The organism is Pseudomonas sp. FP1742 (genome assembly GCF_030687145.1).
GTDB lineage: Bacteria > Pseudomonadota > Gammaproteobacteria > Pseudomonadales > Pseudomonadaceae > Aquipseudomonas > Aquipseudomonas frederiksbergensis_D.
The window spans coordinates 3,130,250-3,151,692 of the sequence record NZ_CP117460.1 but is presented as its reverse complement, the minus strand read 5'-3'; the positions used below and the strand labels follow the sequence as shown (position 1 = coordinate 3,151,692).

Sequence of the window (21,443 nt, the reverse complement as noted above, 5' to 3'; positions counted from 1 at the left end):
CGGGAAAACCTCATCCGAGCGTCCCTAATGTTGAATGCCCTGGCTGTTGGGCGGGCTTGAACCGGTTTTGATTAGGTTAGTACAGCCAAGACAAACACAAAGTCATGTTTGACAAACAGGGCATTGAGCAACTGCTACGCTTTTGAAAGTTATTCATTCGGGTGAATAAGAAGGGTACGAAGACCATGACCAGTCCCCAGGACGAGATTGCCCCCAGCTCCACCGGTTGGCGTTTCAAAGCAGGCATCGGGATTCTCAGTTTGACAGTGCTCGCCTGGCTGTTGGTGCCGCTCGCCGCCGCTGCGGATGTGCCCGGCCCAAAGATCGCGGCACTGACAGGCATTTTGTTTATCAGCAACAAGATTCTGCTGATCCTTGCCATCGCCGTCATGGGAAAGTCTGGTTTTCAGCAACTCAAGCGCAACGTGTTTGGCTACGTTTCCACGCTCGCACCGACTGAACTGGAAGTAGGCCCGGCTCGCCATCGAATTGGCCTGGTGATGTTTTGCCTGCCGCTGATTTCATCATTTCTCGAACCCTACGTGGACACGCTGTGGCCGGGGCTGAGACCGAACCTCTGGCAGGTCCAGGCGCTGGGCGATGCCATGTTGGTCGGCAGCTTTTTCGTGCTGGGCGGGAATTTCTGGGACAAGGTGCGCGCGTTGTTTATCCGCCGCGCGCGGGTGGTGAATACCAGTGCGATGTGATTGTTTCTAACGGGAAATGATCCCGTGATCGATCGCGTATTTTACGAGGGCGGCGGGTTTGTCGATGTTGAGTTTGCGGCGGATGCTCAGGCGATGGGTTTCCACCGTGCGGACGCTGATGTCCAGCTCGCGAGCCATTTCCTTGTTGTTCAACCCCTGAGCCATTTTGTACAGCACCTGGCTCTCGCGCGGGGTCAGTTCGTTGTCGGTACTTTTATCGGCGATGAGCCGTTGGGCGATTTCGGCACTGTAGAACGTCCCGCCACTGACAATGGCTTCGATGGCCGCAATGATTTCCCGTGAAGGCGCGTTCTTCAGCACATAGCCGCTGGCCCCCGAGCGCACGGATTCACTGACGTATTCGTAGTTGTCGTACATGCTCAGCACCAGCACCTTGAGCGACGGGTACTGGCTGCGCAACAGCCGGGTCAGCTCGAGCCCGTTGATATCCTTCAGGCTGATGTCGACCAGCAACAGATCCGGCTGACAGCGCCCGACCATCTCAATGGCATCGGCGCCATTCTCGGCTTCGCCCACCACTTCAAGCGGCGCCATGACCGCCAGCAGCGATTTGATTCCATCGCGGACCAATGAGTGATCGTCGACCAGGGCAACGCGGATCGGGTAGGGCAGGTTCATTGCAGGCATTCACTCTAATTGTTATGGGTTGAGTCAGCGTTCTGCACCAGGTGGTTTCATCGGCAGCAGCACGTCCAGCTCACTTTTTCCCGGCATCGAGGTCAGGTCGAATCGACCGCCAAAATGCTCGACTCGCTCACGGATATTGCGCAGGCCAATGCCGGCCTGGCGACGCTCGACCTGGGCGACATTGAAACCGATGCCATCGTCGATCACCGTCAACCGTACGGACTTTTCGCAGCCGTGCAGGGTAATGATGACGTGTTTTGCCTGGGCGTGGCGTTCGATGTTGGTCAAGCCCTCTTGCACGATGCGAAACAACGAGGCAGCGGCGCCATCGGCCAGGTGACAGTCGAATTCGTTATCGTTGAAGGTTACAACAAGACCGCTGCGTTGCTCGAACTCGGCGGCGAGTTGACCGATTGCCGCCGGCAGGCCGAGGGTGTCGAGCAGCGACGAGCGCAGGTCGTGGGAGAGGCTGCGAACCTCACCGATCGCTTCCCCCAGGCGCTCGGTGGCGTCTCTTAAAATGCTCAAGCCCTTGTCTTGGCCGTTCTCCAGCACATGGCTGGCCAGTTCGAATTGAAACTTGATAGAGACCAGCAGCTGGCTGATGCCATCGTGCAGCTCTCGGGAAACCCGTGACCGTTCTTCCTCCTGCAAGCTGACGATGCGTTGGGTCAGACGCTGCAGTTTTTTGTCGGCCAGACGATGTTCGCTGACGTTCAGTGTCATGCCGCTGGCGAACACAAACAGCACCGCCACGAGGGCCACCACGGCAATCGCCAGCATGGTTTTGCGAATGCCTTGAGCTACTTCGGCACGCGCTTGCTGGGTGGCGCGTTCAACGTCCTCAAGGTAGATGCCGGTGCCGAGCATCCAGCCCCAACGATCGAGCATCACCACGTAGGCGAGCTTGTCGGTCACTTGGCCGGAGGAGGGCTTGTTCCAGGCGTAACGCTGGAAACCTTCACCTGATTGCGCACTTTTGAGCAACGCCTGGATCACCGGCAGGCCGTGAGGGTCGGTCATGTCCCACAGGTATTTGCCCACCAGCTCTGACTGGCGTGCATGCATCAGACTGCGACCCTCATGGTCATAAACGAAGAAGTAGCCATTGATGCCAAAGCTGAGTTTGCGCAGTTCTTCCAGTACTTGTTGCTGCGCGTGCTCATCGCCTCGACCCTCGTCATACAGCGGCGCGATCAGGCTTTGCGCCATTTCGACGTAGTTTTTCAGCTCCGCGCGCTTGCTGGCCAGAATGCTGTCTTCGATCAATTGCGCCTGTTGATCACCCAGTTGGCGGTTCAGGGAAATCACCAGCGCGCAGATGACCGCGATGGCCAACACCAGCGGCAGAATCCCGAGCGCGACGATTTTGTGTTTGAGCTGCATCTCTACTCCTGGCCAGACCGAGGGAAGGCGAAGGCCGGGCATCATATGCCAAAGATACGCGCCTGCGGCTGTGATGGAATGCAAAACCTGTGGGAGCGGGCTTGCCCGCGATAGCGGTTTGTCAGTCAACGATGATGCTGAATGTACCGGCCTCTTCGCGGGCAAGCCCGCTCCCACAGGTGTTGCATCAGCGGCGCCTACGTAGAACTACGTAGACGCCGTGTACGTAGTAACGCGGATTTATTTGTCGACAGCATGGGCGGATATTGGGTCCGCTCCGTACAGCGGACACAATTATAATAATTACCGCCGCGGCCACTGGCTGTCGGCAGGAGACACGCTATGCCCCGTCTGGCTAAACACCTCGCCTGGTTTGCCGTGGCTGTCTTGGGAGCGTTTGCGCTGAGTGTCGTGGCCCTGCGCCGCGGCGAAGCCATCAACGCCCTCTGGATCGTAGTCGCAGCAGTCGCTATCTACCTCGTCGCATACCGCTATTACAGCCTGTTCATCGCCACCAAGGTGATGCAACTCGACCCCAATCGAGCCACTCCCGCCGTACTCAATAATGATGGTCTGGACTACGTGCCGACCAACAAACACGTACTTTTCGGTCACCACTTCGCGGCCATCGCCGGCGCGGGGCCGCTGGTCGGTCCGGTCTTGGCGGCGCAGATGGGCTACTTGCCCGGCACGCTGTGGCTGATTGCCGGCGTGGTGCTGGCCGGTGCGGTTCAGGACTTCATGGTCCTGTTCATGTCCACCCGCCGCAACGGTCGCTCCCTGGGCGACATGGTGCGTGAAGAAATGGGCCGCATCCCCGGGACCATCGCGCTGTTCGGCTGCTTCCTGATCATGATCATCATCCTCGCGGTGCTGGCGCTGATCGTGGTCAAGGCCCTGGCCGAAAGCCCGTGGGGCATCTTTACCGTGATGGCGACCATCCCGATCGCGATGTTCATGGGCGTCTACATGCGCTACATCCGCCCGGGCCGCATCGGTGAAATCTCGGTGATCGGCGTGGCGTTGCTGCTGGGTTCGATCTGGCTGGGCGGGCAGATTGCCGCTGACCCGGTGTGGGCCAAGGCCTTTACCTTCACCGGACTGCAGATTACCTGGATGCTGATTGGCTACGGTTTCGTGGCGGCGGTGTTGCCGGTATGGCTGATCCTGGCGCCGCGTGATTACCTGTCCACGTTCCTGAAGATCGGCACCATCGTTGCCCTGGCGATCGGCATTCTGATCACCATGCCCGAGCTGAAAATGCCGGCATTGACCCAGTTCATCGACGGCACCGGGCCGGTGTGGAAGGGTGGGCTATTCCCGTTCCTGTTCATCACCATCGCTTGTGGCGCGGTCTCGGGTTTCCACGCACTGATTGCATCCGGCACCACGCCGAAGCTGCTTGCCAGTGAAGGCCATGCCCGTTATATCGGTTACGGGGGCATGCTGATGGAATCCTTCGTGGCGATCATGGCGATGGTGGCCGCTTCGGTAATCGAGCCGGGCGTCTATTTCGCCATGAACAGCCCGGCGGCTCTGGTCGGCGCTGATGCGGTTTCGGTTGCGCAGACGGTCAGCAGTTGGGGCTTCGCGATTACCCCGGACGCCTTGCAAGCGGTGGCCAAGGACATCGGTGAAACCACCATCCTGGCCCGTGCCGGTGGTGCGCCGACCCTGGCGGTCGGTATCGCGCAGATCCTGCACCACGTGCTGCCGGGTGAAAACACCATGGCGTTCTGGTACCACTTCGCGATCCTGTTCGAAGCACTGTTCATCCTGACCGCGGTCGACGCCGGCACCCGTGCCGGACGTTTCATGCTGCAGGATTTGCTCGGCTCCTTCGTGCCGGCGCTGAAACGCACCGAGTCCTGGACCGCCAACCTGATCGCGACTGCCGGTTGCGTGGCGATGTGGGGCTACCTGCTGTACCAGGGCGTGATCGACCCGTTGGGCGGGATCAACACCTTGTGGCCGCTGTTCGGTATCTCCAACCAGATGCTGGCCGGTATCGCGCTGATGCTGGCGACCGTTGTGCTGATCAAAATGAAACGCCAGCGCTACGTCTGGGTCACCATGCTGCCCGCCGTGTGGTTGCTGATCTGCACCACCACCGCAGGCTTCATCAAGCTGTTCGACGCCAACCCGGCGATCGGTTTCCTCGCGCTGGCGAAGAAATACAGCGATGCCTTGGCCAACGGCCAGGTGCTGGCTCCGGCCAAGAGCATCGAGCAGATGCAGCACGTGATCTACAACGCCTACACCAACGCGACGCTGACGGTGTTGTTCCTGCTCGTGGTGTTCAGCATCCTGTTCTTTGCGCTCAAGGTCGGTATCGCCGCCTGGGGCACCAAAGAACGCACGGATAAAGAAGCGCCGTTCCATGCGCTGCCGGATGCCTGATTGAGGAGGGCGGTATGTTCAATGACCTGAGTCGCCTCGGTAAATACCTCGGTCAGGCCGCGCGCCTGATGGTCGGCATGCCCGACTACGACAACTACGTCGAGCATATGCAAACCGAACACCCGGACAAGCCGGTGATGAGCTATGAGATGTTCTTTCGGGAGCGTCAGGAAGCTCGTTACGGCGGCAAGGCAGGGCCTAAGTGCTGTTGACCCGCTGATGTGATGTGGAAGTGGTTTTTGTGGGAGCGAGTCTGCTCGCGATAGCGGTCTGACAGTCAGCTGCAACGTTGAATGTTAAGCCGTCATCGCGAGCAACGTCTGGGTGCACTGGGGCACCAGCGCAACGCCTGGCTGAACAGGTCTGACAGGGCAATCGAGCTGGCGTAGCCCAACACGAGTTGCCCGGTCGAGCCAGCGGCCAGCTTGCCGGCAGACGCAGTGCCGCGCGACCAAAGTGCAGCTCTTCGGCGACCGTCAAAAAATAACGTAACTTGCGTAGATCAAGCATCGTAGGCCAAGCATCCTGTTCCTTGGGTATTGATCGGTCCGAATTCGGTATTGGTCCGAATTTGCCATTGTCTGCATTGAGCCGAGCCTGAAAAAACGCGTTGACACTCATAAATTACCGCACGTAGGATCCAGTTTCTTCAGGAGCAACAACCGGGTCAGGGAATGACGGGTCTGCCGTAATGGCATATGTGCTACATGCACGTCCTGCAACAAAGCTTCCTACATCCTTTGTAGAAGCGCATCCCTGTTATCTGACTGTGTTTTACCTTGGCTGAGGTGTCGGGTTTCATTCGACTTTGCGAAAGATAGCGCTATCTCGAAAATGGAATGCATCTCAGGCGATCTGCTGAACGTGTGTCGTGTGCAAGTCTGTCTCTGCATTACCCGTTTGACGTTTACCGGCGCAACGCTCTGTTGGCCTCGCACTTTTGAGGCGGCAAGTCCAAATATTCACAAGGAACTGAATATGTTTGTTCGTAGCATCCGCGATGTTGAAAAAACCGATTTTTTCGTCGAGTGGGGCTCAGGCACCAGTCACCGTCTGCTGACGGAGCAGGATGGAGTTGGTTTCACTATCTGCCACACCGTGGTTCGAGCCGGTACGGAATCGCTACTTCATTATCGCAATCATCTCGAGGCCTGCTATTGCATCGGCGGAGAGGGTGAAATCGAAGACATGGAGGGCACCATCCATGTAATCCGTCCGGGAGATATGTACGTACTGGACAAACATGATCGTCACTACCTGCGTGGCGGCAAGTTCACGGACCTTATTCTGGTCAGCGTTTTCAATCCTCCCCTCGTAGGCACCGAGCGCCACTCTATAAACAAACAGAGTGCCTCTTCGTATTGAGTTCCGCACCGGACTGCCTGTTCGACGGGGGCAGTCGTTCCGAACCAACGAGTAACAAGACGAAACGGGTTTGTTTCAAACCCGGTGAGTGATGGTGTGGAGTTGATGATATGAAATTGTTCAGGCCGTTACTTCAGCGGCCCATTGCGTTGCTGTGGGGAGGGTTGGCGCTATCTTCCATTGGTGACGAACTCTTCGCGATTGCCATCGCCTGGATGGCAGTGCAGATCGCCGGTACCGATGCGAGCTGGCTCAGTGCTTTACGCGGTGCTGCTGCGTTGGCAGGCGCATTACTGGGTGGAATTTGGGCGGAGCGTTGGGACCACCGTCGCACGATGATCGGCGCCGATCTGACGCGGGCCGGGCTTGCCTTGATTCCTGTGATCGCCTGGGGGCTTGGCATCATGAATCTCTGGATGCTGGCGGTGCCGCTCATGCTCATGATGATCGTCAACTCGCTCTTCGAGCCGGCGCTACGCGCTAGTCTGCCGCGCATTGTCGCGGCGCCGGACCAGTTGCAATCGGTCAACGCGCTGTTTGATGCCATCATCCGGGTTGCCAGGGTGATCGGGCCGATGCTGGCAGCGGCGATTACGTTGCTGATTCCGATCGAGCATCTTTTTACCCTGAATAGCATCACATTCCTGATCTCCGCGTATGCGGTCATGAAGTTGGGTAAAGCGTTGCCGCGTCAACCTCTTAAGGCGACCAGTCGACGTGCCGGTTTTACTGCCGGCTGGCGAAGCCTTGTGGGGCGCAGGCAAATGCAGGCGGTGTATGTGTGTGCGGGACTGGGCAATATTGCCTGGAGCGTGGGTATTTCGATCGGTATGGCGCTGGCCGTCGTCAAGTACGACATCCAGGGTTTCGGCGTACAGGGTTTTGCTGCCTACGGCCTGATCATGGGCGCCTATGGGGCAGGGAACCTGATCTCTATTTTTGTCGTGGGCAATCTGCAAATCCGCCGTTTGTATCACGGGTTTACCTTCGGCTCCGTGGTCAACGGCCTGGGCATCGCGACCATCGGTACAGCCGTGATGTATCTGCCGCCGGAGCATGTTCTGGCGGGGATGATGATCGGCGCAGGTATTGCGGCGCTCGGTGGGCCACTGATCGACATCTCATTCATTTTGCTCATTCAAACCAAGTTCAAGCAAAGCGAGATCGCGGGGCTGGCAAGGCTGCGCTTTGCCGCGCTGGGGGCGTCGATTCTGATAGCCGGTGCCTGCGGCGCTGCGCTGTATGCCCACTTTGAAACTGGCCTGATTATTGTCGCTGCCGGGATTTTCGAAGTGATCGTGGGGGCAATTGTGCTGCTCGTCCCCAAGGATAACGAAGCCCTACAGGCGAATAGGGGAGAAGTCACTTCGTTGTCGTCATCATCCTTGGCCGATGGCAGCGAGGTGGCCAGATGAAACAGTTCCATGACTATGTAAAAGACCATGCCGAGCGAACGCCGGACAACATTGCACTGACCATCAATGGTCGAGAGATCACCTGCGGAGCGTTAGACGCACTCGCCTGCGTGGTTGCCCGGCGGTTAGTGGGCACGGGGATGACGACGGGTGATCGGGTCGCGCTTCATGCACCCACTTCCATCGAAACCGTTGCCTGCGCGTTGGGCGTCATGAAAGCCGGATTCGTTCTGGTGCTGATGCATTACGGCATTGCCAGCGAAAAACTGATTCATCAGCTTAACGATATTAAGGCAAAGACCTTGATCGTACCGGCAGGTGCAAGCCTCGATGAGTTAACCGGGAGGGTGCATTTACAGTTCGTCCTGCACATGGGCGATTGGCAAACCAGTCGATTTTCCGGGTTGAATGAAGCGTTCCCGGAGTGCGGCGGGGGGCTTGAGGGCGGTGAAGTCCGCGTCATCTTTCATACCAGTGGTTCGACGAAAGACTCGAAAGGCGTGGCGGTAAGCAACAGCAATATGATGGCGGCTTACACGGCGGTTTCCAGTTATCTGGGGCACTTCGAGGATGCGGTCATCTTGAACTTCTCGCCTCTGCATTTTGATTACGGCTTTTACAACATAATGATGCCGTTGCTCGGTGGCGGCCATTCGGTTTCCGAGCATGCGCTGCCTGAGCAGCCGGAGCAGTTGCTTGATTTGATTCAGCGCCGTGGCGTAACCGGGATGCATCTTCTACCGCCTGCCGTTCACTACCTTTTGCAGGCCAACCCCAATTCGTTTCAATCCGAAAAAATCAAGTCCCTGAAGTACATTGCCAGCAGCGGGCAAGCGCTGCCTCCCAAGCATATAGAGCAATTACGATCGCTCCTTCCGGGTGTTGCCATTTACTCCATGTATGGCCTGACGGAGTGCAAGCGAGTGGCGTACTTATCACCGGAGCAACTTGATCGACGCCCCGGCTCGGTCGGCAAGCCGATTCCTGGGGTGAAGGTATTTCTGGTTGACGATGCGGGGCAACTGATCACCCAGCCTGATTGCGTGGGAGAGCTTGTCGTTGCGGGTGATCTGGTGATGCTCGGCTACTGGAACAAGCCAGAACTGACCCGACAGGTTATTAAAAACAATCTGTTCGGTGAAACGCGGGTTTACTTCACCGGTGACTTTTTTAAACGGGACAGTGAGCAGTATCTCTATTTTGTCGGTAGAAAAGACCATGTGTTTACGCGGCGGACTTTCCAGGTGAATCCCCGGGAAATCGAGCATGTGATCGTCGCTCATGAGGCCGTGAGCGAAGCAGTGGTGATTCCCGTCCCTGACGACGTGGCCGGTCATGTTCCGAAAGCCTGCGTGGTATTGAAAAAAGGCCATGAGTTGTCGGCCGACGATCTGATTCGGTACTGCGCCACCCAATTGGATTGGTACATGGTGCCCGCCATGGTCAGCTTTCATGAGGCCTTACCCCTCAACCTCAACGGTAAAACCACGGCAAGTCTCCTGGCCGCTGGCGCTGTAGCGATTTAATAAACATTCAACACGTAAACGGAATTACGGAAATGACCACGCCTTCAAACCCCGCGTTTGTCGATTCTGCCATGAACAAACTGGCCGATTACTTTGATGATCTGGCAAACGGAAAAGTCCAGGTCCCCCGGAAATCCGTCACAACGAGAATACGCGAGCGTATCCATGATGATGAGGTAACGGCTTACCATGACTTGCTGGTGACCCAGACAGGACCGCTTTTTTCGCACTTTCTGGCCAGCGTACCGGGGATTTTGGAAGAGCTTTCACACGTTGGCGTGGCACTTGACCGATATACCCGTGAGCGACGAAAAGAAGACGATCGACAATTTACCTTGTGGGAGGTCGACGCATTTGACGGGAGCAGTGCGAGGACGTTGGCCAAGTACTCCCACGGGGCAATCCGAACGCTGACCAATTCTCCGAACAAGGCCAACCGGCAGCATTTCGACACGCACGCCGACAAGGAAATATCGGCGTTTTACTCCGGATCATTTCTTCAGGTCTCGGACGATATCGTGGCGAACTCATTGGGTTTGGCCACGCCGTTTCGCGGGGTCGACTATGTCTATGAGATGGCGGCATTTCAGTTCTATGGCAGAAACCGAGACGAACATCTGAAATTTGTCTCCCGCTTCTTGCGAGAGGATGGTCTCGCGTTCTTTCTGGAAAAACTCAATCAGCCTGATCTCGGAGAGTACGAGCGGCGGGAACGGGTTAAGGACGAACAGCACAAGTCTCATTACTTTACCGAGGAGCAAATAGCCTGGAAAAGAGACGCTATGTTGTCGCAGATGGAAAACGGTCAAATCCTTTTTGCTGACTTCGTCGAAGCGGCATCCCGTTATTTTTCCCATATCTACATCATCTGGAACGGCACCAATTTCTATGAGTTTGTGGCATCCAATGACGAGAAAAGCATCAACAGGTTTATCGAGCTGCTAGACCAACCCTTTATCCCCGAAGGGTTCTGCTTCGAGTCTCCAGTGGTCAGGAAACTTTCCCGTCCCTGACACCCATTATTGAGGTAACGACGTTCATGGACTGGATGGCGCATCTGTCATTGGAACATCATGAAGCCTGCGCTCGCGCACGAACGCTTCTGGATAAGTGGAGGGGGCGTGCCGCTGAAACCGAACAGGCACGCTGTATTTCCCAGCAAACCATGGACGAATTGCTAGCCGAGGGGCTGATGCAGTTGATCGTGCCTGAACGTTATGGCGGGCTGCAGTGCGATTGGCCAACCCTGGTCGAAGTTTCCAGAATAGCCGCACGGATTTGCCCGTCGACCGCTTGGATGATCGGCCTTGTGGGCAGCCATGCGGCGATAGTCGGGCGGCTTTCTTCCGATTGCCAGGCACAGGTGTTTGCTGATGGGCCTGGGCAAATTATTGCGACGGCGTCCGTATCCCAAGAGGTCTCGATCCTGAAGGTCGACGGTGGCTTTCGCATCAGTGGCACTTGGCGTTTCAGCTCGGGGATCGATCATGCAGGCTGGGTAATCGTGTCCGCCAAGGATCCCCGAGATACATCGCTCACACCGGTGTTGTTGTTCACACTCAGGATTGGCGAGGTGCAGATCGAGGATGTCTGGCACGTCAGCGGAATGTGCGGCACCGGATCAAAAGACCTGCGGTTGGACGATGTCTTTGTGGCAGATGCTTGGGTGACTTCGCAAACCGAGTGTTATGGGGCAGCACCGGCAGGTGCCAGGCACAACCCTGACGGTTACCTGTTTGATGTGGAGTTCATTCCGTACCTGGGCAGCCTGCATATCGGCCCGGTGCTTGGCTGCGCGGAGGGTGCCTTCGATGAATGCGTCGCAGCGCTGCGAAAACGTGAGGGTACGAAGGAGGGCGCAGCAACAAAGACCCGTCCGATACTGCTGGAGCGACTCGCGGAAAGTGCGGCGCAGCTGAGTTGTGCCAGGCACCTCTACCACGCGATTTCTTTTCTACTGCACAGCGCTGGCGTGGCACGCCGCTCGCTGTCAGTGCAAGAGCTGGTCACCCTCAAGCGAGATCGCGCGTACCTGGTTCGGTTGTGTGTGCAGGCTGTGCAACGGTTGGTGCAGCAAATGGGGACGGCGGTGATCTTTGAAGCGAGCCCGGTGCAACGGCACTGGCGTGACCTTCAGGTGATGGCGTCCCATTTTGATGTGAATTGGGAAACCGCAATGCTCGCTTATGGAGATTTTGCGATGGGTCATTACCGATGTGATTCGGTCCTAAATCATGAAATATCCTGAATACGTTCGATGGCCCTGCGGCCGGCCGCTGATTTGTATCGGTAAGTGAGGAGTTCCTGTTGGCGGCTGGTACCTGTTGAGTCGTCCCAAGACTGTAATGATTTCCCGACAATGCCGTCAGCAACTCTGCCCCGGAATTCCTCGAATAATCCGCAGTTTGTCTATTCCTCTACACGGACGGCAAGATCTCATGGGCTGGTCGTCCTCTCTTGCATTCCTTTTTGCATTAGTACTTGGCATTTTCGTTTCGAGTGTCATTTCTTGGTGCATTTTCATGAGTATTAGTGGTGCACTGCTATTAATTAGTGCTCCGCGCTGGATGCCTTGTATTACAAGGACAATAAAATCAGTGAGTAGAAATTTCCCGCTTACAGGGCATAAAACTCATTTGAGTTTCTAAATGCACCAGTTTCGTACGATCCAGAGTTGTGCAATTCATTGGCGCAAAAAACGTTTCAGTGGTCATATCTTTTTTCGTCCCAATAGTGAAACAAAACGTCGCTTCAGCATCATTCTGGAAGGTTTTTTCGGTTTTCACCGATGATGACAATACTTGGGCACAGCCCTTGCAAAAGCACTTTCAAACCACCGCAAGTGTGGTTTTCAAAAAAAAAGATAATGGGGGTCGTTATAAATTGGGCGCCAGAAATCAAACCGGAAAGGCCAAGTCTCTGGCGTCGGAACGCGTCAGGAGATTACTGAAATCATGAGGAATTTATTTCCGAATGTGACAGGAAGTTAACGACGCACACTGAGGTGCTCAGCAGAAACAGTACTCACTAAAACAACGTAAGGCCTGATTTTATTGAAATAGCGAAATGATAAGAAAATGCCGTCTGTATTGCGGCAAGGAGTAGGGTATGTCCCGAGCTTTTTTTAATGAAATGTATGATGCGAGTGGTGGCTGCCGCCCACATTACCAGGAGTTCGCGCGTTGGTTGGCGGACATCCCTCTGGAGTTGCTGGATCAACGTCGTCGCGAAGCAGACCTGTTGTTCCACCGAGCCGGCATCACCTTCACCTTATACGGGGACGAGCAGGGCACCGAGCGGTTGATTCCGTTCGACATCATTCCGCGCAGCATCAAGGCCAGCGAATGGCAAATGGTCGAGCGCGGCTGCATTCAGCGGGTCCAGGCATTGAACATGTTCCTGGCCGACATCTACCACGGGCAACGTATTCTCAAGGAGGGCATTATTCCGGCCGAACAGGTTTTGGCCAACGAGGGTTATCAGGTCGCCATGCAGGGCCTGAATCTGCACCGGGGCATCTACGCTCATATCGCCGGGGTCGATCTGGTCCGCGACGGCGATGGCAGCTACTACGTACTGGAAGACAATCTGCGTACCCCCAGCGGCGTCAGCTACATGCTCGAAGACCGCAAAATGATGATGCGTTTGTTCCCCGAACTCTTTGCCGCCCAGCGTGTGGCGCCCATCGATCACTACCCGAACCTGCTTCTCGACACACTTAAAAGCTCCAGCCCGCTGGACAACCCCACAGCCGTGGTGCTGACCCCGGGTCGCTTCAACAGCGCTTACTTCGAACACGCGTTCCTGGCCCGTGAGATGGGTGTGGAACTGGTGGAGGGCGCTGATCTGTTTGTCCGCGACGATCACGTTTATATGCGCACCACCGCCGGCCCAAGACAGGTGGATGTCATTTATCGCCGTCTCGACGATGCATATCTCGATCCACTGTCGTTCAACCCGGATTCCATGCTCGGCGTACCGGGCCTGATTGCCGCTTACCGCTCAGGCAATGTGGTGCTGGCGAACGCCGTCGGCACCGGCGTGGCCGACGACAAGTCGATCTATCCCTATGTCGGCGACATGATCCGCTTCTACCTCGCCGAAGAACCGATCCTCAAGAACGTGCCGACCTGGCAATGCCGCAAGCCGGAAGAACTGTCCCATGTACTGGCGAATCTGCCGGAACTGGTGGTCAAGGAAACCCAGGGTTCCGGCGGCTACGGCATGCTGGTTGGCCCGGCAGCCACGGCGGCGGAGATCGAAGACTTCCGCGCGCGGCTCAAGGCGCGCCCCGAGGCTTACATCGCCCAACCGACGCTGTGCCTGTCGACGTGCCCGACCTTTGTCGAAAACGGTATCGCCCCACGCCACATTGATCTGCGCCCGTTTGTGCTGTCTGGCAGTGAAACCCGTCTGGTGCCCGGCGGCTTGACCCGCGTGGCATTGCGCGAAGGCTCTTTGGTGGTGAACTCGTCTCAGGGCGGCGGCACCAAAGACACTTGGGTAGTGGAGGACTAAGACATGCTTTCAAGAACCGCTTCGGACCTCTACTGGATGTCCCGTTACCTGGAGCGCGCCGAAAACCTGGCGCGCATGCTTGAAGTCAGTTACTCGTTGTCTCTGATGCCTCAGGCGGGCCGCACCGATGGCCGCGCCGAGCTGGCGATGTCACTGCTGGCCGCCGGTACGCTGGATGACTACAACGAACGTTACGGCGAACTCAACACCGAGCGCATGTTGCACTTCTTCGCGCTGGATGAAACCAACCCCGGGAGTATCTATTGCTGTTTACAAGCCGCGCGGGCCAATGCTCACGCCGTGCGCGGACGCATCACCGCCGACATGTGGGAGAACATCAACGCCACGTGGCTGGAGATGCGCAACATCGCCAGCAATGGCCTGGCGCGCTATGGCATCAGTCATTTTTGCGAGTGGGTCAAGGAGCGATCGCATCTGTTTCGCGGGGCGACCTCGGGCACCATCATGCGCAACGATGCCTACTGTTTCATTCGGCTGGGGACTTTCCTTGAGCGGGCGGACAACACCCTGCGCCTGCTGGATGCACGCTATGAAATGTTCGGCGAGGAGTCGGAGGAGGTGAGTGACAACTCCGCGCGTGGCTACTACCAGTGGAGTGCCTTGCTGCGGGCCTTGTCGTCCTTCGAGGCGTTCAATGAGATCTACCGCAATGCGCCGGGCGCCGAGCAAGTCTCCGAGATGCTGCTGTTGCGCGGCGATGTACCGCGTTCGCTGCACGCCTGTATCGAGGAGCTGGACCAGATCCTCGCCAGCCTGCCAGGCAGTAACGGACGGCCCGCCCAGCGATTGGCTGCCGAATTGAATGCGCGGCTGCGCTACACCGGTATCGACGAGATTCTCGGCTTCGGTCTGCACCTGTGGCTGACAGATTTCATCTCCCAGGTTCGCCATCTCGGCCAGACCGTTCACGAGTCCTATCTGGAGGCCGTATGAAACTGTCCATACGTCACGACACCACCTACAGCTACGCCGATGAAGTCTGCACCAGCATCCAGTTCCTGCGTCTGACGCCGCAGAACAGTGAACGCCAGCGCATCCTGGAATGGCACCTGGAACTGCCGCGCCTGGTGCGCAGCCAGTTCGATCCTTACGGCAATATCCTGCATGTATTGACGATGGACGAGCCCCACGGTGCTCTGGTGCTGACAGCTTATGGTCAGGTGGAAATCGACCAGGACCGTGAGCTGGAGCGCGACAGTCAATCGCCATTGCCGTTTTTGCGCACCAGTCACCTGACAAAAGCGGACGATGCCCTGAATGCCTTTGCCTTGCAGCATTGCGGTATGCGGCGTGATCGGATGGCGCTGACCGACCTGATGCACGGCCTGGCCGACCATATGGTCTACAACCCGGGCGCGACCACCGTGGACACCACGGCAGCCGAGGCGTTTGCGGGCGGAGGAGGGGTCTGTCAGGACCATACCCACGCGTTCCTGGCCTGCACCCGTAGCCTGGGAATTCCTGCCCGTTATGTCTCCGGTTACTTGTGCACCGAAGATGAAAGCCATTTGGCCAGCCACGCCTGGGCCGAGGCCTGGCTCGATGATGGTTGGTACAGCTTCGACGTTACCAACCGGCTGACCCGGCCCGAGCGCCATTTGAAACTGGCGGTGGGTCTTGATTACCTCGACGCTTGTCCGGTGCGCGGCATGCGTCGCGGGGGCGGGGCCGAGTCGATGCTGGCGCGGGTACAAGTAACGTCGCTGTTTCAGGTTCAGCACCAATAAGCCTGAAACGTTCGCCGTAATTGGCCATGCCGTCAGGGAGACGGTATGGCCTTTCATCCAGAATTCACGAGTAAGCGCAAATGACTTATTGCGTCGCCATGCACCTGGCCGACGGGTTGGTGTTCATCTCCGACTCACGGACCAATGCCGGTATCGATCAGATTTCAACGTTTCGTAAGTTGTTTATTTTTAGCACGCCGTGCGAGCGGCTGATTGTGTTGCAAACGGCGGGTAATCTGGCTACCTCGCAATCGGTGGTTAACTTGCTCAAGCAGCGTTGCAGTGGGCCAGGCCCGCACCTGTTGAATGTCCGCACACTCTATGACGCCACCGTGCTGGTGGCCGAAACCGTTCGCGAAGTCGTCGCGCGGGACCGTACCAAGTTGGCCGGCAAGACCGACTTGAGTTGCTCTTTTCTGGTCGGTGGGCAGATCGCGGATGGACCAATGGATGTGTACAGCATTTACCCGCAAGGCAACTTCATTCAGGCAACAGAGGACACGCCATTCCTGCAATTGGGTGAAAGCAAGTACGGTCGGCCGATACTCGATCGCAACCTGACGTACAGCGCATCACTCGAAGAGAGCCTGCGTTGCGGGCTGATTTCGTTCGACTCGACCATGCGCAGTAACCTGTCAGTGGGCATGCCACTTGACCTGCTGGTGTACAGGAAAGACAGTTTTGCCAGCGCGAAAAGTTATCGCATCACGGCTGACGACCCGTACTTCATGCGTATCCGAATGCAGTGGGCTGCCGGACTGCAGGACATGCTTGCCGCATTGCCGGCGCCGCCCGACGTCTATATGTCGGCGGTTGCCGATAAGAACTAGCTTGTTACTGAGCGAATTCATTGTTCCAAGAAAACCCCAGCGACTGGACCGTTGGGGTTTTCTTGCAGGATGCTTTCCATGGCAGGTGGAAGCACATTTATAGCTGCGTGCAATCGGGTCAATCTTGAAACATAATGTTACGTGTAATGTATATTATGTTAAACCAGATGCCATGTTAGAAATGTTCATGAGGCTCATAAGGTACTGATTCGACAAACCCGCTTCTGACGTCCAATCTCTCAACGGGCCATGTCCTTCGTGTTCATGGCGAGTCCTTGAATGAGGTGGCTGCCGATGAAGCTGATTCAGTGCCGTATCCCGGTGACTGGTTGCGAGCTCAGACGGGTGACAGCTTCGATACTATTGCATCGGCTCTCAGAATTGTCCTCGCGTTGGGCGATGACGACGAGCTTATTGTCGAGCCAGATTACCTCGCAGTAAGAGCTAATGGTCGCGTCACCCCAATTGATGCGCTGAGTGAAGGATATCGATCTGTGTTTGTGATGACAGTAGATATCATTCGTGAGCTTATCGACGACTTTGAGAACTTGGAGCAAGCGCAGGCTTTGGTCCTGATCGACGAGCTCGAAACGCACTTGCATCCCAGATGGAAAATGCAGGTCATGACTTCGCTTCGTAACGTATTTCCCAAGGTGCAGTTCATAGTCACCACTCATGATCCGTTATGTCTGCGAGGGATGGATGACGGGGAAGTCATGGTGCTGCAGAGAGATCAAGCAGGCCGTATCCACCCCCTAGCGGACTTGCCCAGTGTGAAATGGATGACTGCCGAACAACTGCTGACGTCGGACTATTTCGGTCTGGCCAGCACCACAGATCCCTCAACAGAAATTCGCCTAGCCAGTCTCGCGGGAGATGTAGCTAGAACATCGCTACGGGGGGATTCAACCTTTGTTCCTGCTGCGGCTACGTCGGATCTTGTGGGCCGCCTGGCTATCGGCGAGTCCTCAACGGAACAGATTATTCAGGAAGCTCTAATCCAATACCTTGAACGTCGTGAATCTCGGAGAGGGAATCTCAGGCCACAACTCCGGGCTGAAGCGGTTGAGGCTGTACTACAAGCCCTGAGCAAGGACGAAGTCTGATCATGAGGTATGTGGATCGCAGTGTGGTCGCCCCTCCCCCTTCATTAACGGTACCCAGCGCCTCCGTCGAAAACGAGAAGCTGGCTGCAGCCGCGTTTTATCGAACCTTCGACGCAACATCGATACCGCGGCCCACCTCGTATGTGTTTGTTCAGTACAAGGCTTTCGACGTTACCTCAACGCTCCGCATCCTCTTTCATGACAAGTGTGCATACTGCGAAGACGAGGTGGGAGATGATATGGACGTTGAGCATTTCAGACCCAAGGGCGGCGTAACGGAGGATCCTAGTCACCCTGGCTATTGGTGGTTGGCGCACAGCTGGGAAAATCTGCTCCCTTCCTGTACGCCGTGCAATCAAAACAGGCGCCAACATCTGGCTACTGAGCACATGACTGAAGAGCAATTTCTAGCTCTGCGATATAAGCCAGCCATGGTCGCGTTTGGTAAAGTGAACCAGTTTCCTATCGACGGGGTAAGAGCAACATATGGTTCGTCTCTCACCACGGAAAGTCCTCATTTGATAGACCCTACGGTTGACGACCCTGAGCCTTTCCGCATGCAAATTCTCGAGCGTGGAGCTCGGTGGCCGGGCAACGTTCACGCACCAGGGAGTCAATGAATTTCGCTTGCTCCATGCCACATAAAAGCGTCACCACTCCGTAATGATTCTGGGGCGCGACTACATCAGTCAAGATGGGGCCAAGGATGCCATATTGCCTCTATGCGTGGTTTTGAAAATACCTACTTCCGACGAGTGTCCCTGAAGGCGGCGTCAGCAGCAGCCCCCGGGCTCTCGTGGAGTACCGGGATCAGCCAGTCCGGTACGGGCTCCCCTCGTTCCAGTGCCCAGATAACCTCGACTGCCCTTGGAATCAGAAGCAACGAAGCAGCGCGCGAGCGGCCTGCGAATACCTGCGTTACTATGGCGGCCCACGTTTCTGGAAGCGGTGTGTATGAGCAAGCCGGGACAAACAGTACTGGTAGCGTTGCGCAAAATGATCGCCACAGGCGAACTAGCAGCCGGAGCAAGGCTGATGGAAGTCTCTACCGCAGAGCGATTTAGTGTCTCGCGCATGCCGGTACGGATGGCTTTTCGCACCCTGGAGCAGGAAGGCCTGATAGTGCGCTTCGGCGGTCGTGGATTCCAGGTGCGGTCGCTCAGTGCGGACGAGATCGCCGGCGCTGTGGAAGTACGTGGTGTATTGGAAGGACTGGCGGCCCGGCAGAGTGCGGAGCGCGGGCTGAGTGACCAGGCACGCGCGACGCTACAGGAATGCCTGACCCAAGGTGACAGCTTGTTCGATAAAGGCTACATCACCGAAGAAGACCTGGAAGTTTTCCACGACCTGAACATGCGCTTTCACAAGGTGATCGTTAGCAGCAGTGGCAACTCAGCCATCGCCGACGCGCTGGCGCGCAACGACCACCTGCCCTTTGCCTCCGTTTCCGCGTTGGCGTTTGATCGCACCGACATGACCCGCGAATTTCGTCGCTTCAACTTCGCACACATGCAACACCACTCGGTCGTCGATGCGCTGATTCACGGCCAGGGCGCCCGCGCAGAGGCGATCATGCGCGAGCATGCCAATGCGACGTTGCGCTATGCGGAGATATTCGGCGCTGATCCCCATAGTGATCGCATGAAAGTGATTTCCCGCAAAGACACTGACTGACGCGACTACAGATCCAACACCAACATGGCCGACCTGGCGCGCGAGCAGCAGGGTGTGAACTGATCATTGGCCGCCTGCTCATCTTCAGTGAGGAACAGGTCGCGATGATCGGGAATGCCTTCCAGTACGCGGGTAAGACAAGTACCGCAGATGCCTTGCTCGCAGGAAATGGCGACTTCTATACCGTGACTTTGCAGTACCTGAACCGCCGTTTTGTCCGCCGGCACCTCGAATACTTGCCCCGTGCTGCCCAGCTTGATGGAAAAACTGCCATCCGCGCGGGTATCCACCGGGGCTGCCGAGAAGTGTTCACGATGCAGATTTTCTTCAGCCCAGCCCTGAGCTATGGCGCCATCCAATACATGCTGCATGAAACCGCCAGGGCCGCAGGTATAGAGATGTTGATCCGCCTGTGGATTCGCCAGGATTGCGGTGATATCCAAAACCGAATCGAAATGCAGGTGCACCCGGTCAGCAAAGGGTGACGACTTGAGACGTTCAACAAAGGCCGCATGCTGGTGGGATCGGGCGCAGTAATGCAGCTCGAATTCGGCCCCCTCGTGGGCCAGATGTTCGGCCATGCTCAGAATCGGCGTGATGCCGATACCGCCAGCAAACAGCAGACTACGCCGGGCTTGAGGCACCAATGGGAACAGGTTACGTGGCGCGCTGATCTGCAGCCGGTCACCCACGTGAATGTGTTCATGCAGGCTTTTTGAACCTCCGCGAGAAGCTGCGTCCTTAAGTACGCCAATCCGATAACATTGGTGTTCATCAGGGCGATTGCAGAGTGAGTATTGGCGGACTATACCGCCCAGCAAGTGCACATCGATATGAGCCCCGGCACTGAACGCTGGCAAAGCATGGCCCTCGACACTGGCTAACTCGTAGCTACAGATATCCAGAGCTTCATTGTTACGAGAGGTCACTATTACTTCAATCATGTCACACCATAGCAACGACCACCGTTGTGACCGTTGTCATCTTGAAAGGGGCTGCCAGAACCGAGGCCCGGCGGCGTATACGACTGAGAGGAGCGCACCAGCAATCAATCGGTGACGGTCATAGCCTCAATCATGGGTACCCGTTCCTGAGCGATCAGACGCTCCAGCACTCGCCGCGACTGCACGCCACCCGAGTCGATATTGAGTTTGAGTAGTGAACGTTCTGGATTGGCCAGCAGGTTCTGCTGTTGCTGCTCGAGCATGTCCAGATCTTCACTGAAAATCTTTCCCTGCCCCTCACGGATGCTCGCAGTCAGCGCCTCATCGTGTGGATTGAAGCTGCGCGCCATCCCCCAGAAGTACCAGATGGAGGTGTCGGTTTCCGGGGTAATGAAGTCGACCACGATACTCGACGCCTTATGTTCGGGTTCAGCCTGATAACCGCCCTTCCCCACATGCGCCACACCGACCTCAATCAATACGTGACTCGGCGGGGTGAAACGGCAAATCTGCCAGCGATCGACCGGCACCTCGTCGGCAAGATTGTTTCCGCGCAGGGCCATGCGCCAGAACGGCGGCGGCATGATGTTTTCCATGTGCCGTGCCGTGACCACTTCATCACCGTGGACGGTGGTGACTGGCGCTGCCTCATCAATTTCTTTCTGACCGATACTTGATGCATGGACATAGGTTTCATGGGTCAAGTCCATGAGGTTGTCGATCATCAAGCGATAGTCGCAGTTGATGTGGAACAGCCCGCCACCGTACGCCCACTGATCATTGTCCGCCCACTCCAGGTGGTGTATCAGCGCCGGATCAGCCTTGCTCTGGTCTCCTGGCCAGACCCAGATGAAGCCATAGCGCTCCACGGCGGCATACGCTTTGTTGCATGGAAATCCGCGAACGCGCTGGCCAGGCATTGAGACGGTTGTGCCATCGCAACCCATGACCAGGCCATGGTAGCCACACACCAGATTGCCGTTCTCGACATAGCCCAATGAGAGCGGCGCGCCGCGGTGTGGGCAGAAGTCTTCGACCGCGGCGACTTTATTTTCAGCGCCTCGATAGAAGACTATTTTCTTACCGCAAATCTGCCGGCCGAGAGGTTTTTCGTTGATTTCGTCTGGGGTGCAGGCGACATACCACGCGTTCATTGGATACATATCAATACTCTTG

Annotated in this window: 18 protein-coding genes and 1 pseudogene; 14 read left to right on the top strand and 5 right to left on the bottom strand. The window is 56.6% G+C overall.

Annotated elements, in window-relative coordinates:
- Positions 1 to 185 precede the first annotated feature (185 nt).
- Positions 186 to 707, top strand: a complete 522-nt coding sequence (locus PSH64_RS13920) for a transporter suffix domain-containing protein (protein ID WP_305481004.1) — start codon at positions 186 to 188, stop codon at positions 705 to 707.
- A gap of 6 nt (positions 708 to 713) precedes the next feature.
- Here PSH64_RS13920 and PSH64_RS13915 read toward each other — a convergent pair whose 3' ends face one another.
- Both PSH64_RS13915 and PSH64_RS13910 read right to left on the bottom strand, forming a co-directional pair.
- Complete coding sequence (locus PSH64_RS13915) at positions 714 to 1,346, bottom strand: response regulator transcription factor (RefSeq protein WP_018925859.1); 633 nt, start codon at positions 1,344 to 1,346, stop codon at positions 714 to 716.
- 33 nt (positions 1,347 to 1,379) lie between these two features.
- Positions 1,380 to 2,741 carry a cache domain-containing protein gene (locus PSH64_RS13910; RefSeq protein ID WP_305481003.1) on the bottom strand — a complete coding sequence of 454 codons (1,362 nt, stop codon included), beginning with the start codon at positions 2,739 to 2,741 and terminating at the stop codon, positions 1,380 to 1,382.
- A 342-nt stretch (positions 2,742 to 3,083) separates the two neighbouring features.
- Here PSH64_RS13910 and PSH64_RS13905 point away from each other — a divergent pair, with 342 nt between their 5' ends.
- Positions 3,084 to 5,141, top strand: a complete 2,058-nt coding sequence (locus PSH64_RS13905) for a carbon starvation CstA family protein (RefSeq protein ID WP_105346214.1) — start codon at positions 3,084 to 3,086, stop codon at positions 5,139 to 5,141.
- A 14-nt stretch (positions 5,142 to 5,155) separates the two neighbouring features.
- A complete protein-coding gene (locus PSH64_RS13900) occupies positions 5,156 to 5,353 on the top strand; it encodes a YbdD/YjiX family protein (RefSeq protein ID WP_007938220.1) in 198 nt (65 codons plus the stop codon).
- Positions 5,354 to 5,481: 128 nt separating this feature from the next.
- Here the strand turns inward: PSH64_RS13900 and PSH64_RS13895 are convergent.
- Positions 5,482 to 5,651, bottom strand: a pseudogene (locus PSH64_RS13895) (LysR family transcriptional regulator); the annotation flags it as partial.
- 468 nt (positions 5,652 to 6,119) lie between these two features.
- Between PSH64_RS13895 and PSH64_RS13890 the strand changes: the two are divergent.
- The 11 genes from PSH64_RS13890 (at position 6,120) to PSH64_RS13840 (ending at position 19,323) form a co-directional block, all read left to right on the top strand.
- On the top strand, positions 6,120 to 6,506 hold the full coding sequence (locus tag PSH64_RS13890) for an ectoine synthase (RefSeq protein WP_305481002.1): 387 nt from the start codon (positions 6,120 to 6,122) through the stop codon (positions 6,504 to 6,506).
- A 110-nt stretch (positions 6,507 to 6,616) separates the two neighbouring features.
- Positions 6,617 to 7,921: an MFS transporter gene (locus PSH64_RS13885; RefSeq protein ID WP_305481001.1), complete on the top strand. Its 1,305-nt coding sequence runs from the start codon at positions 6,617 to 6,619 to the stop codon at positions 7,919 to 7,921.
- Positions 7,918 to 9,447 (top strand): class I adenylate-forming enzyme family protein, encoded by a 1,530-nt coding sequence (locus tag PSH64_RS13880; RefSeq protein WP_305481000.1) that lies wholly within the window; start codon positions 7,918 to 7,920, stop codon positions 9,445 to 9,447. The genes PSH64_RS13885 and PSH64_RS13880 overlap by 4 nt, the downstream gene beginning before the upstream one ends.
- A 32-nt stretch (positions 9,448 to 9,479) precedes the next feature.
- Positions 9,480 to 10,460, top strand: coding sequence for a class I SAM-dependent methyltransferase (locus tag PSH64_RS13875; protein WP_305480999.1), 981 nt, complete (start codon positions 9,480 to 9,482; stop codon positions 10,458 to 10,460).
- A gap of 26 nt (positions 10,461 to 10,486) precedes the next feature.
- Positions 10,487 to 11,695 (top strand): acyl-CoA dehydrogenase family protein, encoded by a 1,209-nt coding sequence (locus tag PSH64_RS13870; RefSeq protein WP_305480998.1) that lies wholly within the window; start codon positions 10,487 to 10,489, stop codon positions 11,693 to 11,695.
- Between the two features lie 860 nt (positions 11,696 to 12,555).
- Positions 12,556 to 13,965, top strand: coding sequence for a circularly permuted type 2 ATP-grasp protein (locus tag PSH64_RS13865; RefSeq protein WP_305480997.1), 1,410 nt, complete (start codon positions 12,556 to 12,558; stop codon positions 13,963 to 13,965).
- Between the two features lie 3 nt (positions 13,966 to 13,968).
- Positions 13,969 to 14,919, top strand: coding sequence for an alpha-E domain-containing protein (locus tag PSH64_RS13860; RefSeq protein WP_105346224.1), 951 nt, complete (start codon positions 13,969 to 13,971; stop codon positions 14,917 to 14,919).
- Positions 14,916 to 15,713 carry a transglutaminase family protein gene (locus tag PSH64_RS13855; RefSeq protein WP_105346226.1) on the top strand — a complete coding sequence of 266 codons (798 nt, stop codon included), beginning with the start codon at positions 14,916 to 14,918 and terminating at the stop codon, positions 15,711 to 15,713. The genes PSH64_RS13860 and PSH64_RS13855 overlap by 4 nt, the downstream gene beginning before the upstream one ends.
- 80 nt (positions 15,714 to 15,793) lie before the next feature.
- The gene (locus tag PSH64_RS13850) at positions 15,794 to 16,543 is read left to right on the top strand and encodes a proteasome-type protease (RefSeq protein ID WP_105346228.1); all 750 of its coding nucleotides are present in this window, start codon (positions 15,794 to 15,796) and stop codon (positions 16,541 to 16,543) included.
- Positions 16,544 to 16,827: 284 nt separating this feature from the next.
- Positions 16,828 to 17,649, top strand: a complete 822-nt coding sequence (locus tag PSH64_RS13845) for an AAA family ATPase (RefSeq protein WP_305481152.1) — start codon at positions 16,828 to 16,830, stop codon at positions 17,647 to 17,649.
- Positions 17,650 to 18,603: 954 nt separating this feature from the next.
- Complete coding sequence (locus PSH64_RS13840; protein WP_305480996.1) at positions 18,604 to 19,323, top strand: GntR family transcriptional regulator; 720 nt, start codon at positions 18,604 to 18,606, stop codon at positions 19,321 to 19,323.
- A gap of 5 nt (positions 19,324 to 19,328) precedes the next feature.
- Here PSH64_RS13840 and PSH64_RS13835 read toward each other — a convergent pair whose 3' ends face one another.
- Together PSH64_RS13835 and PSH64_RS13830 are read right to left on the bottom strand one after the other, a co-directional pair.
- The gene (locus tag PSH64_RS13835; protein WP_305480995.1) at positions 19,329 to 20,267 is read right to left on the bottom strand and encodes a PDR/VanB family oxidoreductase; all 939 of its coding nucleotides are present in this window, start codon (positions 20,265 to 20,267) and stop codon (positions 19,329 to 19,331) included.
- Positions 20,268 to 20,371: 104 nt separating this feature from the next.
- Positions 20,372 to 21,430, bottom strand: a complete 1,059-nt coding sequence (locus PSH64_RS13830) for an aromatic ring-hydroxylating dioxygenase subunit alpha (protein WP_305481150.1) — start codon at positions 21,428 to 21,430, stop codon at positions 20,372 to 20,374.
- Positions 21,431 to 21,443: the final 13 nt, after the last annotated feature.

Excerpts from the sequence above, each read along its gene's own strand:
- PSH64_RS13835 (WP_305480995.1), bottom strand. The coding sequence starts at position 20,267 with ATGATTGAAGTAATAGTGACCTCTCGTAACAATGAAGCTCTGGATATC.
- PSH64_RS13865 (WP_305480997.1), top strand. The coding sequence starts at position 12,556 with ATGTCCCGAGCTTTTTTTAATGAAATGTATGATGCGAGTGGTGGCTGC.
- PSH64_RS13880 (WP_305481000.1), top strand. The coding sequence starts at position 7,918 with ATGAAACAGTTCCATGACTATGTAAAAGACCATGCCGAGCGAACGCCG.
- PSH64_RS13875 (WP_305480999.1), top strand. The coding sequence starts at position 9,480 with ATGACCACGCCTTCAAACCCCGCGTTTGTCGATTCTGCCATGAACAAA.
- PSH64_RS13900 (WP_007938220.1), top strand. The coding sequence starts at position 5,156 with ATGTTCAATGACCTGAGTCGCCTCGGTAAATACCTCGGTCAGGCCGCG.
- PSH64_RS13870 (WP_305480998.1), top strand. The coding sequence starts at position 10,487 with ATGGACTGGATGGCGCATCTGTCATTGGAACATCATGAAGCCTGCGCT.
- PSH64_RS13850 (WP_105346228.1), top strand. The coding sequence starts at position 15,794 with ATGACTTATTGCGTCGCCATGCACCTGGCCGACGGGTTGGTGTTCATC.
- PSH64_RS13920 (WP_305481004.1), top strand. The coding sequence starts at position 186 with ATGACCAGTCCCCAGGACGAGATTGCCCCCAGCTCCACCGGTTGGCGT.
- PSH64_RS13840 (WP_305480996.1), top strand. The coding sequence starts at position 18,604 with ATGAGCAAGCCGGGACAAACAGTACTGGTAGCGTTGCGCAAAATGATC.
- PSH64_RS13910 (WP_305481003.1), bottom strand. The coding sequence starts at position 2,741 with ATGCAGCTCAAACACAAAATCGTCGCGCTCGGGATTCTGCCGCTGGTG.
- PSH64_RS13890 (WP_305481002.1), top strand. The coding sequence starts at position 6,120 with ATGTTTGTTCGTAGCATCCGCGATGTTGAAAAAACCGATTTTTTCGTC.
- PSH64_RS13885 (WP_305481001.1), top strand. The coding sequence starts at position 6,617 with ATGAAATTGTTCAGGCCGTTACTTCAGCGGCCCATTGCGTTGCTGTGG.
- PSH64_RS13855 (WP_105346226.1), top strand. The coding sequence starts at position 14,916 with ATGAAACTGTCCATACGTCACGACACCACCTACAGCTACGCCGATGAA.
- PSH64_RS13915 (WP_018925859.1), bottom strand. The coding sequence starts at position 1,346 with ATGAACCTGCCCTACCCGATCCGCGTTGCCCTGGTCGACGATCACTCA.
- PSH64_RS13860 (WP_105346224.1), top strand. The coding sequence starts at position 13,969 with ATGCTTTCAAGAACCGCTTCGGACCTCTACTGGATGTCCCGTTACCTG.
- PSH64_RS13830 (WP_305481150.1), bottom strand. The coding sequence starts at position 21,430 with ATGTATCCAATGAACGCGTGGTATGTCGCCTGCACCCCAGACGAAATC.
- PSH64_RS13905 (WP_105346214.1), top strand. The coding sequence starts at position 3,084 with ATGCCCCGTCTGGCTAAACACCTCGCCTGGTTTGCCGTGGCTGTCTTG.